The organism is Streptomyces sp. IMTB 2501, from assembly GCF_001953885.1.
In the GTDB taxonomy this organism is placed as follows: domain Bacteria; phylum Actinomycetota; class Actinomycetes; order Streptomycetales; family Streptomycetaceae; genus Streptomyces.
The window spans coordinates 15,727-30,086 of the sequence record NZ_MQUS01000002.1; the positions used below are offsets into that span (position 1 = coordinate 15,727).

The following is a 14,360-nucleotide window of genomic DNA, read 5'->3' on the forward strand; positions in this document are numbered from 1 at the left end:
ATCTCCCGGATCGCGGAACGTACTTGACTGTGCGTGCCACCTATCGTCAGCCTGACCCTATGCCGATCGAACTCCTTCTCCACGGGCGGGTCCACGTCGACCTCGCCCGCACCGCGAGCGCCACCTGTCCGGACTGTTGAGCACCGACGGCCCAGCTCGCGACCTCCAGCAGAAGGACCACTCGATGACGGCCTCGCCCGACCTCGGCACCGTTCAGCTCGCCTCCCCCGACCTGTTGCGCTCCACCTTCCGCCGGCACGCCGCCGGTGTGGCGGTGATCACCGCATGCGGTGACTCCGGTCCGGTCGGCTTCACCGCCACCTCCCTCACCTCCGTCTCCGCCGAACCTCCGATCGTCTCCTTCGGCATCGGAACGGGCGCTTCCAGCTGGCCCGCGATGGCCGAGACCGACCACATAGGCGTCCACATCCTCGGTGAGCACCAGAGCGAGCTGGCCGCCACCTTCGCCCGCAGCGGCGCCGACCGCTTCGGCGCGCCGACCGCCTGGCGCGAGGGCCCGGAAGGCGTACCGGTGCTCGATGGCGTGCTCGCCTGGCTGGTCTGCCGGATCGTCGGCCGTGTCCCGGCCGGTGATCACCGGATCGTGCTCGCCGAGGTCGTCCTGGGCGACCCCTCCGGTTCCGGCCGCCCGCTCCTGTACCACCAGGGCCGCTTCAACGGCCTGCGGGACTGATCACGCGTCCGTCCCCCGCGGGCCCGTCGAGTTCCGGTTACGCTGCGTTGCGAAGGTCACAGTTCAAAGCGCTTGCTTAGCGGACACCGAATGGGTGTACTGGCGAGTAATATTTCGGTCGGAGCGTGCGGACGCCCCGACCGGGATCGGCCGCTTGAGGCGCCTATGCTGCCTGCAAGAGGCAGCCCGAAATAGACGATGCAGTAGGAGAGCCGGCGTGAGCTTGAGGATCGTTGTCACTGTGAAGTACGTGCCCGACGCCACTGGCGACCGGCACTTCGCCGATGACCTGACCGTCGACCGCGACGACGTGGACGGTCTGCTCTCCGAGCTGGACGAGTATGCGGTCGAGCAGGCGCTGCAGATCAAGGAGGAGGCGGACGACGCCGAGGTCACCGTGCTGACGGTCGGCCCCGAGGACGCCAAGGACGCGCTCCGCAAGGCCCTCTCCATGGGTGCCGACAAGGCCATCCACGTCGAGGACGACGACCTGCACGGCACCGACGCCATCGGCACGTCCCTGGTGCTGGCCAAGGCGATCGAGAAGGCCGGTTACGACCTGGTGATCTCCGGCATGGCCTCCACCGACGGCACCGGCGGTATCGTCCCGGCCCTCGTGGCCGAGCGTCTCGGTGTCCCGCAGGTCACCCTGCTCTCCGAGGTCTCGGTCGAGGACGGCACGGTCAAGGGCCGCCGCGACGGCGACGCCGCCAGCGAGCAGTTGGAGGCCTCCCTCCCGGCCCTCGTCTCCGTCACCGACCAGTCGGGCGAGGCGCGTTACCCGTCCTTCAAGGGCATCATGGCCGCCAAGAAGAAGCCGGTGGAGTCCTGGGACCTGTCCGACCTGGACATCGAGGCCGAGGAGGTTGGCCTGGAGGGTGCGTTCACCAAGGTCGACGAGGCCAACGAGCGTCCGGCCCGCACGGCCGGCACCATCGTCAAGGACGAGGGCGAGGGCGGCAAGCAGCTCGCTGAGTTCCTCGCGAGCCAGAAGTTCATCTAAGGGTTCGCCCCCGCTGACCGCCCCTCAACTTCGTTACGCAGGAGAGCAATCCCATGGCTGAAGTCCTCGTCTATGTCGACCACGTGGACGGTGCCGTCCGCAAGCCCACCCTGGAGCTGCTGACCCTGGCCCGCCGCATCGGCGAGCCCGTCGCCGTCGCGCTGGGCAACGGCGCCGCCGACACCGCCGCCACGCTCGCCGAGCACGGCGCGGTGAAGGTCCTCACCCACGACGCGTCCGAGTACGCCGACTACCTGGTCGTGCCGAAGGTCGACGCCCTGCAGGCCGCCTACGAGGCCGTCTCCCCGGCCGCCGTGCTGGTCCCGTCCTCCGCCGAGGGCAAGGAGATCGCCGCCCGCCTGGCGCTGCGCATCGGCTCCGGCATCATCACCGACGCCGTCGACCTGGAGGCCGGCGACGAGGGCCCGGTGGCCACCCAGTCGGTGTTCGCCGCGTCCTTCACCACCAAGTCCCGTGTCATCAGGGGCACCCCGGTCATCACGGTCAAGCCGAATTCGGCCGCCGTGGAGGCCGCCCCGGCCGCCGGTGCGGTCGAGGCCCTCGCCGTGACCTTCTCGGACCAGGCGACCGGCACCAAGGTCACCTCCCGCACCCCCCGTGAGTCGACGGGCCGCCCGGAGCTGACCGAGGCCGCGATCGTGGTCTCCGGTGGCCGCGGTGTGAACGGCGCCGAGAACTTCGCGATCATCGAGGCGCTCGCCGACTCCCTCGGTGCGGCCGTCGGTGCCTCGCGTGCCGCCGTCGACGCCGGCTGGTACCCGCACACCAACCAGGTCGGCCAGACCGGTAAGTCGGTCTCGCCGCAGCTGTACATCGCCAACGGCATCTCCGGCGCGATCCAGCACCGCGCCGGTATGCAGACCTCGAAGACCATCGTGGCCGTCAACAAGGACGCCGAGGCCCCGATCTTCGAGCTGGTCGACTACGGCGTCGTCGGCGACCTCTTCGACGTCGTCCCGCAGCTGACCGAGGAGATCAAGTCCCGCAAGGGCTGATCCCCGCCTTCGCTGTACGAGGCCCCCGCGACCGCGCCGTCGGTCACGGGGGCCTCGCCTCGTCTCATCCCAGTGTCAGGGACGCCTGCACCGGCAGGTGGTCGCTCGGGAACTGGCCGTTCAGCGAGAAGGTGTTGACCGACGCCTGGTGCGTCGTGACGCCTGGGGTGGCGAGGATCCAGTCGATGCGGTCGCCGTCGGGGGTCAGCGGCTCGTAGCCGTGGAAGGTCCCGTACAGCCGGCTGCGCTCGGCCGCCGTGTCCCAGGTGTCGATCAGGCCGGCGCGCAGCATGGCGCCGTAGACCGGGTTCTTGTGGGCGGCGGCGTTGAAGTCGCCGGTGACGAGGAGCGGGAGTGAGCGGTCGAGTGCGGCGATGCGCTGGGAGATCAGGACGGCGGCACGCGCGCGTGCGTTCTGGCTGAGGTTGTCGAGGTGCGTGTTCAGGACGTAGAACTCGCGGCCGCCGTCGAGCAGATCCCGGAACCGGACCCAGGTCACCATCCGGACGGAGCCTCCGCCCCAGGTGTTCTACCCGATCACGTCCGGAGTGCCGGAGAGCCAGAAGTGGTCGTACTCCTGCGGGGCGAGCCGGCGGGTGTCGTGGAAGAGGGCCATGAACTCGTCGCGGCTGCCGCCGGCGCGCCCGGTGCCGATCCAGCCGTAGCGGCCGCCGAGGCCGGCCTCGATGTCGCGGAGCTGCTGGTAGAGGCCTTCCTGCGTGCCGATGACATGGCACCGCTCGCGCCGCAGCAGGGCGCGCATCACGGGTCTGCGGACGGCCCAGCTGTGGGGTTCGGCGGTGCTCGCGTAGCGGAGGTTGTACGACATGACGCGGAGCGGACCGCTCGGCGGTTCACCGGCCGGGGTGTGGCCGACGGTGAGTGCTGTACTGGACAGGGACAGGGGGATCGTGACCGCTGACACGGTCTTCAGGCCCATGCGGCGGGTGACGCGGCTGCGGTTCGGCACGGGCGCTCCTTCTGCGGCGGCTTCGGACGAGTCGTTGCGGATGCGCTGCGACGGTAGGGCCGGTGCGGCCCCGGACCGTGCCAGAGCGACGTGAACACGCCGGGTTGGCCGGGCGGAGTGAACGGAATGCGGTGTTGACCAGCGGGAAGGTTGGCAGATAACTTCGCTATACGGATTGTTGATTCCGTAGTGCGGAAATATTGGAGGGTGTGGGATGGGTCAGCAGGAGAAGGTGGCGACAAGCCTCGCGGGCGCCGTCAACGAGGAGATCAGCGCCTCCCTCGCACCGGTCGACGCGGAGCTGGAGCGCTGCTACCCCGGGGACCCGGGCACCCGGCAGCCCGTCCACACCGTCTACGTCCCCGGTGACGCCTTCGCCGCCGACACCATCCGCTCCTGGGGCGACCAGGCCCTCGCCGCACTCGACGAGCACGCCCCCGACGCGGCCTCGTTCGCCGCGGTCCTCGGCCTGTCCGACGAACTGGCCGAGCCGGTCTACTCCCGCGTCCGCGCCAAGCTGGAACGCGAGCCCATCGAAGACCTGCGCGTCGACTTCGAGGACGGCTACGGCGCCCACCCCGACGCCGAGGAGGACGCGACGGCGGCCCGCGCGGCCCGGCTGATCGCGCAGGCGTACCGGAACGGCACGGCGGCGCCGTACATGGGCATCCGCACGAAGTGCATGGAGGCGGCGGTACGCGACCGCGGCATCCGCACCCTCGACGTCTTCCTCACCGGCCTGATCGAGTCGGGCGGCCTGCCCGGGGGCCTGGTCCTCACCCTGCCCAAGGTGACCTACCCCGAGCAGGTCACTGCCTTCGCACGCCTCCTGGAGGCCTTCGAGAAGGTGCACGGCCTGGACGCCGGCCGGCTCGGCTTCGAGATCCAGATCGAGACCAGCCAGTCCATCCTCGCCACCGACGGCACCGCCGCAGTCGCCCGGATGATCCAGGCCGCCGAGGGCCGCGCCACCGGGCTGCACTACGGCACCTTCGACTACAGCGCCTGCCTCGGTGTCTCCGCCGCCTACCAGGCCAGCGACCACCCGGCAGCCGACCACGCCAAGGCGATCATGCAGGTCGCGGCGGCCGGTACCGGTGTCCGGGTGTCCGACGGCTCGACGAACGTGCTGCCCGTCGGCCCGACCGAGAAGGTCCACGACGCCTGGCGCCTGCACTACGGCCTCACCCGCCGCGCCCTCGCCCGCGCCTACTACCAGGGCTGGGACATGCACCCCGGGCACATCCCGACCCGCTACGCGGCCGTCTTCGCCTTCTACCGCGAGGGCTTCGAGCAGGCGGCGGCCCGCCTCGCCCGCTACGCCAACCACGCGGGCGGCGACGTCATGGACGAGCCCGCCACCGCCAAGGCCCTCAGCGGCTATCTGCTGCGCGGCCTGGACTGCGGCGCCCTCGACATCGCCGAGGTCGCCCGCCTCACCGGCCTGACCCGCGCCGACCTGGAGGGCTTCGCGGCGCCGCGGCGCGGCGACCTGACGGCCTCCGCGAAGTAGCGGACGCTGCGCCTTCGCGAAGTAGCGGACGCGAGGTGGAGAACCTGTCACAGCCTCGGCCGGCGGCTTGAGCCGTCGCCGTCGGCCCGTACGCTGGACGTCACGCATCGACCACGCGGACGCGACAGAGGACGACACAGGAACGGGGCGGCGGTGTCTTCGGGGGAGCAGGGACCGGAGGAGTCCGGGAACACGGACGACGGGGTCGGCCGGCTGCTGGCAGGTCGCTACCGCGTCACCGCATGCCTCGGGCGCGGTGGCATGGGCGTGGTCTGGCGGGCGGTGGACGAGGTCCTCGGCCGCGAGGTCGCCGTCAAGGAACTGCGCACCTACACCGACGCGGCCGGACCGGAACTGTCCGACCTGCGGCTGCGCATGCAGCGCGAGGCCCGGGCCGCCGCCCGGGTCCGCCACCCCGGCGTCGTCGCCGTGCACGACGTCGCCGAGGTCGACGGGCGCCCGCTGATCGTCATGGAACTGATCGACGGACCCTCCCTCGACGGCATCCTCCGCGAGCGCGGCACCCTCGACCCGTACGAGGCGGCACGCATCGGCGCGGCCGTGACCGACGCGCTCGCCGCCGCCCACCGCGCCGGCGTCCTGCACCGCGACGTCAAACCCGGCAACATCCTCCTCGACCGCTCCGGCCGGGTCGTCCTGACCGACTTCGGCATCGCCACCATGGACGACCCGGGCGACGGTTCGGCCACCCGCCTCACCCGCAGCGGCGAACTCGTCGGCTCGCTGGACTATCTGGCCCCCGAGCGCGCCCAGGGCGCCGAGCCGGGACCGCCCGCCGACGTCTGGGCACTCGGTGCCACGCTGTACGCGGCCGTCGAGGGCGCCTCGCCGTTCCGCCGTACGTCCACCTACTCGACGCTCACCGCGATCGTCTCCGAGCCCCTGCCCGAGCCGCGCCGCGCGGGCCCGCTGGCACCGGTGCTGCGGCGCCTGATGGACAAGCGCCCGGACGCCCGCCCGGACGCCGAGGAGGCCAGCGAGGCGCTGCGCGAGGTGGTGCGGTCGAGAACCCCGGACACCCCGACGACCACTCTGCGCGCTACGTCGCCACGGGCGCCCGAACCGCCGGAACGCGGCACGCCGCCCACGCCACCGGGATTCGGACCGGCGGACCCGGGCACGGGCGCTCCGACGGCCGTTCATGGTCCCGCTCCGCAGGCCGGTGCACAGGATCCGGCTCCGCCGGCCGGTGCGCACGCTCCCGCTCCGCAGGCCGGTGTGCCGATGGAACCGGTGTCCTCCCACCCGGAGAGCCCCGCCCCGCACACCGGCGCTCCCACCGGACCGACGCCCGCATTCCCGCCCGGCACCCCCACCGGACCGACCCCGTCAGTCGCGTCCGGTGCCCCCACCGGGCCCATGAGCACGACATCGGGTTCGCCTCGCCGCAAGGGCCGGGCTCTGCTCGCCGCCGCTGCCGTCGCCGTCGTGCTCGCCGTGGCCGGAGTCACCGTGGCCCTGGTGCGCGATCAGGGTGCGCCGAGGGCGGACTCCGGGCAGGCCGTCTCCCACAGCGCGGACGCCGCCACGAGACGGGCCGGCACCGAGTGGTCCACCCAGCCCGGACACCCGCGCCGGGCCGGCGGGAAGAGCGCCGAGCCCACCGGGCAGGCGAGCGGGGCCGGTGACGCCAAGCCGTCCTCCAGTGCCTCCGCCTCAGCCCCCGTTTCCACGTCGGCCGAGCCCTCGGACACCCCGACCGGAACCGGCGGCACGGGGCACACCTCCAGTCCGGCACCGGCCTGTGGGTCCGTCGGCGGCGGCAAGTACAACTGCCAGGTCTGGCGCAGCGCCACGTCCTACACGGCCTCCGGCGCCCCGGCCGGAACCCTGAAAGCGGGCACCGACTACTTCTACTGCCAGGCGAATCTGGGGCGCCGGGAGACCTACGGGCGCTGGACGAACGTGTGGTGGGCGAAGACCGACGACGACAGCGGCAACACCGGTGTCTACGTCAGCGACGTCTACCTCAAGGGCGGGAACAACGACGCCCCGGTGCCCGGACTCCCGGTCTGCTGACCGTCGGCGTACGGCTCGAAACCCGACTCCGTCACCCACTTCTGCTCGGCGAACAGCCGTGTACCCCGCGCGCACAGATCGGCGTCACGGCGTGCCCGCACACAGAACTCCTCCGGAGTCACCCCGAACAGCTCCCGCAACCGAGCCGATCGCGCGAGGAGTTCGGAGATCAGGACGTGCTGGTCGCCGGGATGGCGGCGCGGCACACCGACCCCGTTGTGCAGCACCCCGTGCCGGTTGACGTAGGCGTACGCCCCGGTGAGCGCGGAAGCGTCCGGCAGCTCGATCCGCACCTGCGGCGCGGGCAGCCAGGCCCGCCAGAAGTTGGGCTCGCTGGCGTCGATCACCTCCAGCTGACGCCGGTCCAGCCAGAGGACGAACAACTCGCTTAACGCGCGCGGGGCTTTGACCGGGGACGCGGAGACATACCCGAAGATGCTGACGTGCGCCGAGACGCCCACATCCAGCCCGGACACCCGTGACCGCACCATCGGCAGGGGGGAGTCGATCCCGAACTTCGTCATCTTGTACCGGAGTTGGCCGGGACAGGCGTTGGAGCCGACGGCCAGCACCGGCGCCCGGTCGTCGTACACCAGGCGGTCCAGCGGGAGCATCCGGTCGCCGTGCAGCAGCCCGGACTCGGCGGGCCAGGCGCCGGGATAGGTCAGCGGATGGTCACGGGGAACCTCGGCGAGGCCGAGTTCCTCCAGAGTGCGGCCGGTCATGGGCGGCTCAGTCGGCCGGCGGCAGCTCGCCCGAGCCGCGTGTGATCAGCCGGGTGGGCAGTTCGATGCGCACCGGTGTCACGAGCCCGCCGTCCAGCTGACGGAACAGGCGCTCGGCGGCGGTACGGCCGAGGGCGGCCGAGTCCTGGGCGACGACCGTGACGCCCGGCTGGAGCAGATCGGCCAGCTCGAAGTCGTCGAAGCCGACGAGCGCGACGGGGCGGGTCTGCTCGGCCAGGACCCGGATCACGGTGACCGTCACCCGGTTGTTGCCCGTGAAGATCGCGGTGACCGGGGCGGGCCCGGAGAGCATCTCCTCCGCCGCCCGGCGCACCCGCTCCGGATTCGTCTGTCCGAGGGACATCCAGGCGTCCTCGACCGGTATCCCGGCGTCCTCCATGGCCGCCCGGTAGCCGCGCAGCCGCTCGGCGGCGGTGTGGATGCGGGGCATGTCGCCGATGAAACCGATCCGGCGGTGGCCGTGCGCGATCAGATGGGCGACGCCGTCCCGCGCCCCGCCGAAGTTGTCCGACAGCACCACGTCGGCGTCGATCCGCCCGGCCGGACGGTCCACGAAGACGGTCGCCACCCCGGCCCTGATCTCCGGTTCGAGATAGCGATGGTCGTCCCCGGCCGGGATCACCACCAGGCCGTCCACCCGGCGGGCGCACAAGGCCAGCGCCAGCTCCTGCTCGCGCTCCGGGTCCTCGGCGCTGGAGCCGTTGATCAGCAGGGCGCCATGGGCCCGGGCCACCTCTTCCACGGCGCGGCTGAGCGGGCCGTAGAAGGGGTCGGCGAGGTCCTCCAGGACCAGGCCGATGCTCGCCGTACGGCCCTTGCGCAGCACCCGGGCGCTGTCGTTGCGGCGGAAGCCCAGTGCGTCGATCGCCTCCTGCACCCGGCGCTCGGTGTCCGGGGTGACGCCGGGCTCGCCGTTGACCACCCGGGAGACCGTCTTCAGACCGACACCGGCCCGCGCCGCCACGTCCTTCATCGTCGGGCGGTTGCCGTAACGGGTGCCGGGAAGGCTGTCTGCGCGGCGGGTCGTCTCGGGCACGATGCGGGGTCCTGTCCTGTTGTCCGTCTGGTCCGCGGAATCGGTGTGTGCGGGGTGGTGCGCCGACCCGTGGATTGTATGAGGATGTGGCGTCGAGCATAGAGCCTGGACAACGTTGTCAGATGCGCGAGACACTGTCCACCGCTGTCTGTCGGCCTGCGCCCCCACCGCTCGACCGGCCTGCCCCTCCTTTGGTTTTCAAGCTTCAACGGGGAGATCTGACTCTGATGCACACCGACCTCGTGGCGGCCCTGGACATCGGCGGTACCAAGATTGCCGGCGCGCTGGTGGACGACGACGGACGGATCCTGACGCGGGCCCAGCGCGGCACGCCCGCCCAGCAGGACGGCGAAACGGTCATGCGGGCCGTCGAGGAGGTGCTCGGCGAGCTCGCCGGGGCACCGCTGTGGGGACACGCCCGCGCCATCGGCATCGGCAGCGCCGGCCCGGTGGACGCCTCTGCGGGCACCGTGAGCCCCGTGAACGTGCCGGGCTGGCGCGACTTCCCGCTGGTCGAGCGGGTACGCGCGGTCACCGGTGGTCTTCCGGTCGAGCTGATCGGCGACGGGGTCGCGATCACGGCCGCCGAGCACTGGCAGGGCGCCGCCCGCGGCCACGACAACGCGCTGTGCATGGTGGTGTCGACCGGCGTGGGCGGCGGCCTGGTCCTGAACGGCCGGCTGCATCCCGGTCCGACCGGCAACGCCGGGCACATCGGGCACATCAGCGTCGACCTCGACGGCGACCCGTGCCCGTGCGGTTCGCGCGGCTGCGTGGAGCGGATCGCGAGCGGGCCGAACATCGCCCGCCGGGCCCTGGAACAGGGCTGGCGTCCCGGCCCCGACGGCGACACCTCGGCCGCCGCGGTGGCCGCCGCCGCCCGTGAGGGCGACCCGGTCGCGGTGGCGTCCTTCGAGCGGGCGGCCCAGGCGCTGGCCGCCGGGATCGCGGCCACCGCGACCCTGGTCGAGATCGACATCGCGGTGATCGGCGGGGGCGTCGGCAAGGCGGGCGACATCCTCTTCACACCGCTGCGCAAGGCACTCACCGACTACGCGACGCTGTCCTTCGTCCGGCGGCTTACGGTCGTGCCCGCGCAGATGGGTACGGACGCGGGTTTGGTGGGGGCGGCAGCAGCCGCGCTGGCACGGCGGCCGGACGCGACGGCGGGGGTCTGAGCCGGGAGGTCGGTAGGGCGCTGCGCGCCGGGAGGCGCCTCCCCCAGAGGGGGTACCCCCAGTGCCCACCCCCGCAGCGCCGGCGGTGCTTTGCAGGCCGACGGCACCGCGGTTCCCCGAGGGGCGCGGGGCCGTATCGATGTGCGGCTGCGGATGCGTGGGCGCGTACAGCCCCACGCACCCGCGGCCGCGTACGGTCTGGCCGCCCTGGTGGGTGGGCGCGGTCAGCAGGCCAGCATGGCGTTCGCCCAGTCCGCGTGGTCGGAGTCGTTGCCGTCTCCCGCGTCGGTGACGACAAGGCGGATGACCTGGGCGCCGGTGATGTCGGCGGAGACCGGCTGGGCGGGCATCGCGTTGGTCAGGACGCCGGTCGAGGCGACCTTCGTGCCGTCCGCCCAGATCTCGAACGTGACGGTGCCCCTGGGGTCCTTCTCGTCGTCGACGCCGACGTCGGCAGTGACCTTCCGGCAGGTCCTGCCGGTGTAGAAGGAGACGTCGCTGGGTGCGTGGACTCCGAGGCCCTTGGTGTACACCGTGCCGCCGATGGTGATCGGGTGGCCGTCGCCCGCGTCGCTCTCCCCGTTGCTGGTGTCGCGTTCCACCGGCCCCCAACCATTCGTCGCCGACAGCCAGTTCAGGTCGCTGAGATACGACGTCCCGGCGGGCGGCCGTACCACGACCGACGCGGTCAGCGGGAGGGTGCTGGTGACGCGCTGTCCGGCCGGAGAGCGGTAACGCGCCTGGAGCGTGAGGCCGTAGGAGCCGGTGGGGGTTCCGGCCGGGGCGGTGACGCTCCAGCCCGTGCGCAGGCTCCGGCCGGTGGCGAGGCCGGTCGCCGTGGTCGCCGAGGTGGGCCGTACGGTCCACCCCTCGGGGCCGGTCAGGGACACGGACACCCCCCGCGCGGGGGTGCGGCCGAGGTCGGTGACGGTGCTGGTCAGCGGCGTCGGGGCGGCGGCCTCCAGCAACGGGCCGCCGCCCAGGCCCAGTTCGGTGGCGGGCGGGTTGGCCGCCCAGTGCGGGTCGGCCGAGACGCGCAGCAAAGCCGTGCCATGGGCCGGGACAGTGGCCGCGATGGTGCCCGCGGTGTTGTAGCTGCGGTGCTGCCACAGGTCGCGCAGGGTGTAGGCGGGGGCGACGGGAAGGCCTGCGGCGGCCGCGCTGGTGGCGATCCGCTGGGCGGCGCCTGACTCGTTGAACAGGGCGACCGCCCGGCTGCCGTCCTTCATCTCCTTGGCGATCACCCAGCGTCCGCCTGTGGCGGAGACGACCGTGCCCTGCTTGCCCAGCGGGTCCTGGTCGACGGCGATGACGTCCTTGTTGTCCAGGATGCCGAAGGTCGCCTGGGAGGCCTTGCGCAGGTCGGTGCCGATGAGCAGCGGCGCGGACATGACCGACCAGAGGGAGAAGTGCGAGCGGTACTCGGTGTCCGTCATGCCGCCGTTGCCGACCTCCAGCATGTCGGGGTCGTTCCAGTGGCCGGGCCCGGCGTACGGCGCGAGCGGCAGGTTCTGCTTGAGGATCGACAGCATCGAGCCCCAGTTGTCGCTGATGTCACCGGTGGTGCGCCACAGATGACCGACGCCCGCCGCCCACTCCCAGGGCTTGTTCTCGCCCCATTCGCAGATGCTGTAGACGATGGGCCGCCCGGTCGCCTTGAGCGCGTCGCGCATGGTCGTGTAGCGCTGCCTGGCGTCGACGCCCTGGTTGTTGCAGTTGTCATACTTCAGGTAGTCCACGCCCCAGTCGGCGAACTGCCGGGCGTCGCTGTACTCGTGGCCGAGCGCGCCCGGGAACCCCGCGCTGTTGCAGGTCTTGGTGCCGGCGCTGGTGTAGATGCCGAGTTTGAGTCCCTTGGAGTGGACGTAGTCGGCGACGGCCTTGATGCCGTTCGGGAAACGGGCCGGGTCGGGCACCAGCTTGCCGTCGGCGTCGCGGTGCGGCAGCGCCCAGCAGTCGTCCAGGTTGACGTACTGATAGCCGGCGTCCTTCAGGCCCTTCGCCACGAAGAGGTCGGCGATGCCCTTGACCATGCTCTCGTTGAAGTCGGCGCCGCAGTGGGTGGAGTTCCAGTTGTTGAAGCCCATCGGCGGGGTGAGGGCGAGGCCGTCGGCCGGCGCGCGGCCGGCGGAGGCTGCCGGGGCCTGGGCGGGGGGCACGTGCGTGGGGGAGGCGTGTGCGGGGGCGGCCAGGCCCGCCGCGCACAGCAGTCCCGCGGTGAACGCTTCGACCACTCTTCGGCGGGTTGTGCGGGTGTGAGGGTGACGCATCGTTGACGTTCCTCCGACTCGCGAACGGGTGGATGACGACATGGCTCCGCCTGGGCGTCATGTGTGTCAGCTGTGCGCGTTTACGGTAGGACGTGTCGGACTGTGTTGGAAGAGGTGTGTCCGGACTGTTCGATATCCCGTCAGAAGCCTTGACGGGCGGGAGATTTCACCCGCCGGTGTGATGGAGCGTTCGGATGTGTTGGCTTCCGAAGCTTCGGATGGGTGCCTTCCCCAGGCTGCGGATGTGTCCGCTTCCCGGCTCACGCCCCGTCGTCGACGCGCCCCCAACCGGGCAGCGGAGGCTGGGGCCATGCGGGTGGGCGGGGCAGGTGGTGTCCCGGAGGGTCGGTGGTCAGCGCGTCGGCCGGAGTCCGTCCGCTGAGCCAACCGAGCAGCTGGTGCCCGGCCCCGGCGACCGAGGGGCCCTGGGCCGCCACCGACCAGTGCCGGCCGAGATCCTCCGCCTCCACCGAGGCGAGCGGAAAGCCCTGGGCGCGCAGTGTGGCGAGGGTGTCGTCCAGCGCCCAGGCGACATACGCGTCCGGCCACTGGTCGGTGCCCTGTCCCAGGCCCAGGTCGAGATGGTGGGTCTCCAGTTCCCTCAGGCAGCGCAGCAGCAGGTACCGGGCCGGGTGGAGCCAGCCGGCCAGCGCCGGGACCAGGCGGTCCCAGACGGGGGCGGGCGTCGTATGCGCCTGCGCCGCGAACCGGTCCAGGCTCTCCCTCAGCCTGGCCACGAGCCGGTCCGCGGGCAGCGCCGCGTCCCGCTCGACGGCGGCCGACAGCGTCGCCGCGTCCGCGCGCGGGCCCGGTTCCCGGCCGGTGCGCGCGAGCCGCAGCAGCCACACATAGGCGTCGACGCTGCGGGCGACGTGGGCGAGTACATGCCCGCGCGTCCAGCCGGGCAGCTCCGACGGGGCGCGCAACCCGGCGTCGGACAGCCCGGCCGCCGCCCGGACCAGCCGGTCACCGGAGCGCACGACGTCCTCGATGCGATGCCCTGCGAGGTGATCGTCCGCGGCGCCGAAGGCTGTGGGCCCGTTCACCGGAACTCCCGTACGACCTCGATACGGCCGACGATATGAGCGTTGAACTCGTCCAACTCCTCGGCCGGTACCCACAGTTCCAGGATCGTCTCGCCACCCGCCCGCTGTACCGGATAGCGGGCGAGGAACTCGGTGTCGACCTCGAAGCGGGTCACGAAGCCGGCGCCGTCGTACCGGACGTTCCAGTCCCGGGCGATCCGGATCGCGTAGTCCTCGTTGAGGACCGGGTAGAAGATCGGCTGCTCCGGGAGCCGGGGTGGCCAGGCCCGCCAGTCGAGAGCGCGGACCAGCTCCAGTTCCTTGGGGCCGGTGGGGCGCCAGAGGGTCGTGGTGGGGGGTGGGCTGGTCATGACGGCGCATTTCTGGTCGGGTGCTGCCTCGAAAGAGGGCAGGGCGGGATGCCGGACGATACCGGCGCCGTGCGGGCGCGTGCCAGCCGATTACGGCACGGCCGGCGCCGCACGGCGCCGCGAACCGCCGTGCCGGCTCGTGGTGATGGGCGGCCGCCCGCTCCGCCCGCTCCGCCCGCTCCGCCCGGGCCCGATCAGGCCCGATCGGCGAGCGGTCCGGGCAGGCCGGCCAGGTGGTCGAGTCCGTCGGCGAGCCGCTGGTGCTGGTCGCGGGCGTGCTCGCGGCACGGCAGGCACGTGACGCGCTCGGGGTGCCGCGAGACGAAGGCACGGGGCACCCGCAGCCCGTGCCCGCCTCGGCGGAGCGGGTGCCGACCAGACCGAACGCGGCGGCGAGGACGTTGCGCGGGGCCGCCGCGTCGCCCCGCGCCTTGACGTGGATATGACCGTCGGACGTCTCCATGCGCCCTCCCATCGGGACGACGGCCCGCATCGACC

At 72.2% G+C, this 14,360-nt stretch carries 13 protein-coding genes and 1 pseudogene; 7 read left to right on the top strand and 7 right to left on the bottom strand.

Features of this window, described 5'->3' with window-relative positions; genetic code table 11:
- The first annotated feature begins 59 nt into the window (after positions 1-59).
- The 4 genes from AV521_RS52555 (at position 60) to AV521_RS04250 (ending at position 2,713) form a co-directional block, all read left to right on the top strand.
- Complete coding sequence (locus AV521_RS52555; protein WP_351020305.1) at positions 60-140, top strand: putative leader peptide; 81 nt, start codon at positions 60-62, stop codon at positions 138-140.
- 44 nt (positions 141-184) lie between these two features.
- Positions 185-694 (top strand): flavin reductase family protein, encoded by a 510-nt coding sequence (locus tag AV521_RS04240; RefSeq protein ID WP_076083634.1) that lies wholly within the window; start codon positions 185-187, stop codon positions 692-694.
- A 217-nt stretch (positions 695-911) separates the two neighbouring features.
- Complete coding sequence (locus tag AV521_RS04245; RefSeq protein ID WP_076083637.1) at positions 912-1,697, top strand: electron transfer flavoprotein subunit beta/FixA family protein; 786 nt, start codon at positions 912-914, stop codon at positions 1,695-1,697.
- Between the two features lie 53 nt (positions 1,698-1,750).
- Positions 1,751-2,713, top strand: a complete 963-nt coding sequence (locus AV521_RS04250) for an electron transfer flavoprotein subunit alpha/FixB family protein (RefSeq protein WP_076083640.1) — start codon at positions 1,751-1,753, stop codon at positions 2,711-2,713.
- A 64-nt stretch (positions 2,714-2,777) separates the two neighbouring features.
- On the opposite strand, the pseudogene AV521_RS04255 reads toward AV521_RS04250, so the two are convergent.
- Positions 2,778-3,683, bottom strand: a pseudogene (locus AV521_RS04255) (endonuclease/exonuclease/phosphatase family protein).
- Between the two features lie 214 nt (positions 3,684-3,897).
- Between AV521_RS04255 and AV521_RS04260 the strand changes: the two are divergent.
- The gene (locus tag AV521_RS04260) at positions 3,898-5,196 is read left to right on the top strand and encodes an aldolase/citrate lyase family protein (protein WP_076083643.1); all 1,299 of its coding nucleotides are present in this window, start codon (positions 3,898-3,900) and stop codon (positions 5,194-5,196) included.
- Positions 5,197-5,349: 153 nt separating this feature from the next.
- Positions 5,350-7,236 (top strand): serine/threonine-protein kinase, encoded by a 1,887-nt coding sequence (locus tag AV521_RS04265; protein ID WP_076083646.1) that lies wholly within the window; start codon positions 5,350-5,352, stop codon positions 7,234-7,236.
- Here AV521_RS04265 and AV521_RS04270 read toward each other — a convergent pair.
- Together AV521_RS04270 and AV521_RS04275 are read right to left on the bottom strand one after the other, a co-directional pair.
- A complete protein-coding gene (locus AV521_RS04270) occupies positions 7,182-7,961 on the bottom strand; it encodes a hypothetical protein (RefSeq protein ID WP_076083649.1) in 780 nt (259 codons plus the stop codon). The genes AV521_RS04265 and AV521_RS04270 overlap by 55 nt on opposite strands.
- 7 nt (positions 7,962-7,968) lie before the next feature.
- The gene (locus tag AV521_RS04275) at positions 7,969-9,018 is read right to left on the bottom strand and encodes a LacI family DNA-binding transcriptional regulator (RefSeq protein ID WP_076083652.1); all 1,050 of its coding nucleotides are present in this window, start codon (positions 9,016-9,018) and stop codon (positions 7,969-7,971) included.
- Positions 9,019-9,245: 227 nt separating this feature from the next.
- Between AV521_RS04275 and AV521_RS04280 the strand changes: the two genes are divergently transcribed.
- Positions 9,246-10,196, top strand: coding sequence for an ROK family protein (locus AV521_RS04280; RefSeq protein WP_076083655.1), 951 nt, complete (start codon positions 9,246-9,248; stop codon positions 10,194-10,196).
- Positions 10,197-10,420: 224 nt separating this feature from the next.
- Here AV521_RS04280 and AV521_RS04285 read toward each other — a convergent pair whose 3' ends face one another.
- From AV521_RS04285 to AV521_RS49075, 4 genes are all read right to left on the bottom strand, one after another.
- Positions 10,421-12,466, bottom strand: a complete 2,046-nt coding sequence (locus tag AV521_RS04285; RefSeq protein WP_076083658.1) for an NPCBM/NEW2 domain-containing protein — start codon at positions 12,464-12,466, stop codon at positions 10,421-10,423.
- A gap of 260 nt (positions 12,467-12,726) precedes the next feature.
- Positions 12,727-13,512 carry a maleylpyruvate isomerase family mycothiol-dependent enzyme gene (locus tag AV521_RS04290; protein ID WP_079249145.1) on the bottom strand — a complete coding sequence of 262 codons (786 nt, stop codon included), beginning with the start codon at positions 13,510-13,512 and terminating at the stop codon, positions 12,727-12,729.
- Positions 13,509-13,862, bottom strand: coding sequence for a hypothetical protein (locus AV521_RS04295; protein WP_076083661.1), 354 nt, complete (start codon positions 13,860-13,862; stop codon positions 13,509-13,511). Before AV521_RS04295 ends, AV521_RS04290 begins: the two co-directional genes overlap by 4 nt.
- A 194-nt stretch (positions 13,863-14,056) precedes the next feature.
- Positions 14,057-14,200, bottom strand: a complete 144-nt coding sequence (locus AV521_RS49075; RefSeq protein ID WP_179022833.1) for a hypothetical protein — start codon at positions 14,198-14,200, stop codon at positions 14,057-14,059.
- Positions 14,201-14,360 lie beyond the last annotated feature (160 nt).

Excerpts from the sequence above, each read along its gene's own strand:
- AV521_RS04280 (WP_076083655.1), top strand. The coding sequence starts at position 9,246 with ATGCACACCGACCTCGTGGCGGCCCTGGACATCGGCGGTACCAAGATT.
- AV521_RS04240 (WP_076083634.1), top strand. The coding sequence starts at position 185 with ATGACGGCCTCGCCCGACCTCGGCACCGTTCAGCTCGCCTCCCCCGAC.
- AV521_RS04285 (WP_076083658.1), bottom strand. The coding sequence starts at position 12,466 with ATGCGTCACCCTCACACCCGCACAACCCGCCGAAGAGTGGTCGAAGCG.
- AV521_RS04295 (WP_076083661.1), bottom strand. The coding sequence starts at position 13,862 with ATGACCAGCCCACCCCCCACCACGACCCTCTGGCGCCCCACCGGCCCC.
- AV521_RS52555 (WP_351020305.1), top strand. The coding sequence starts at position 60 with ATGCCGATCGAACTCCTTCTCCACGGGCGGGTCCACGTCGACCTCGCC.
- AV521_RS04260 (WP_076083643.1), top strand. The coding sequence starts at position 3,898 with ATGGGTCAGCAGGAGAAGGTGGCGACAAGCCTCGCGGGCGCCGTCAAC.
- AV521_RS04270 (WP_076083649.1), bottom strand. The coding sequence starts at position 7,961 with ATGACCGGCCGCACTCTGGAGGAACTCGGCCTCGCCGAGGTTCCCCGT.
- AV521_RS04250 (WP_076083640.1), top strand. The coding sequence starts at position 1,751 with ATGGCTGAAGTCCTCGTCTATGTCGACCACGTGGACGGTGCCGTCCGC.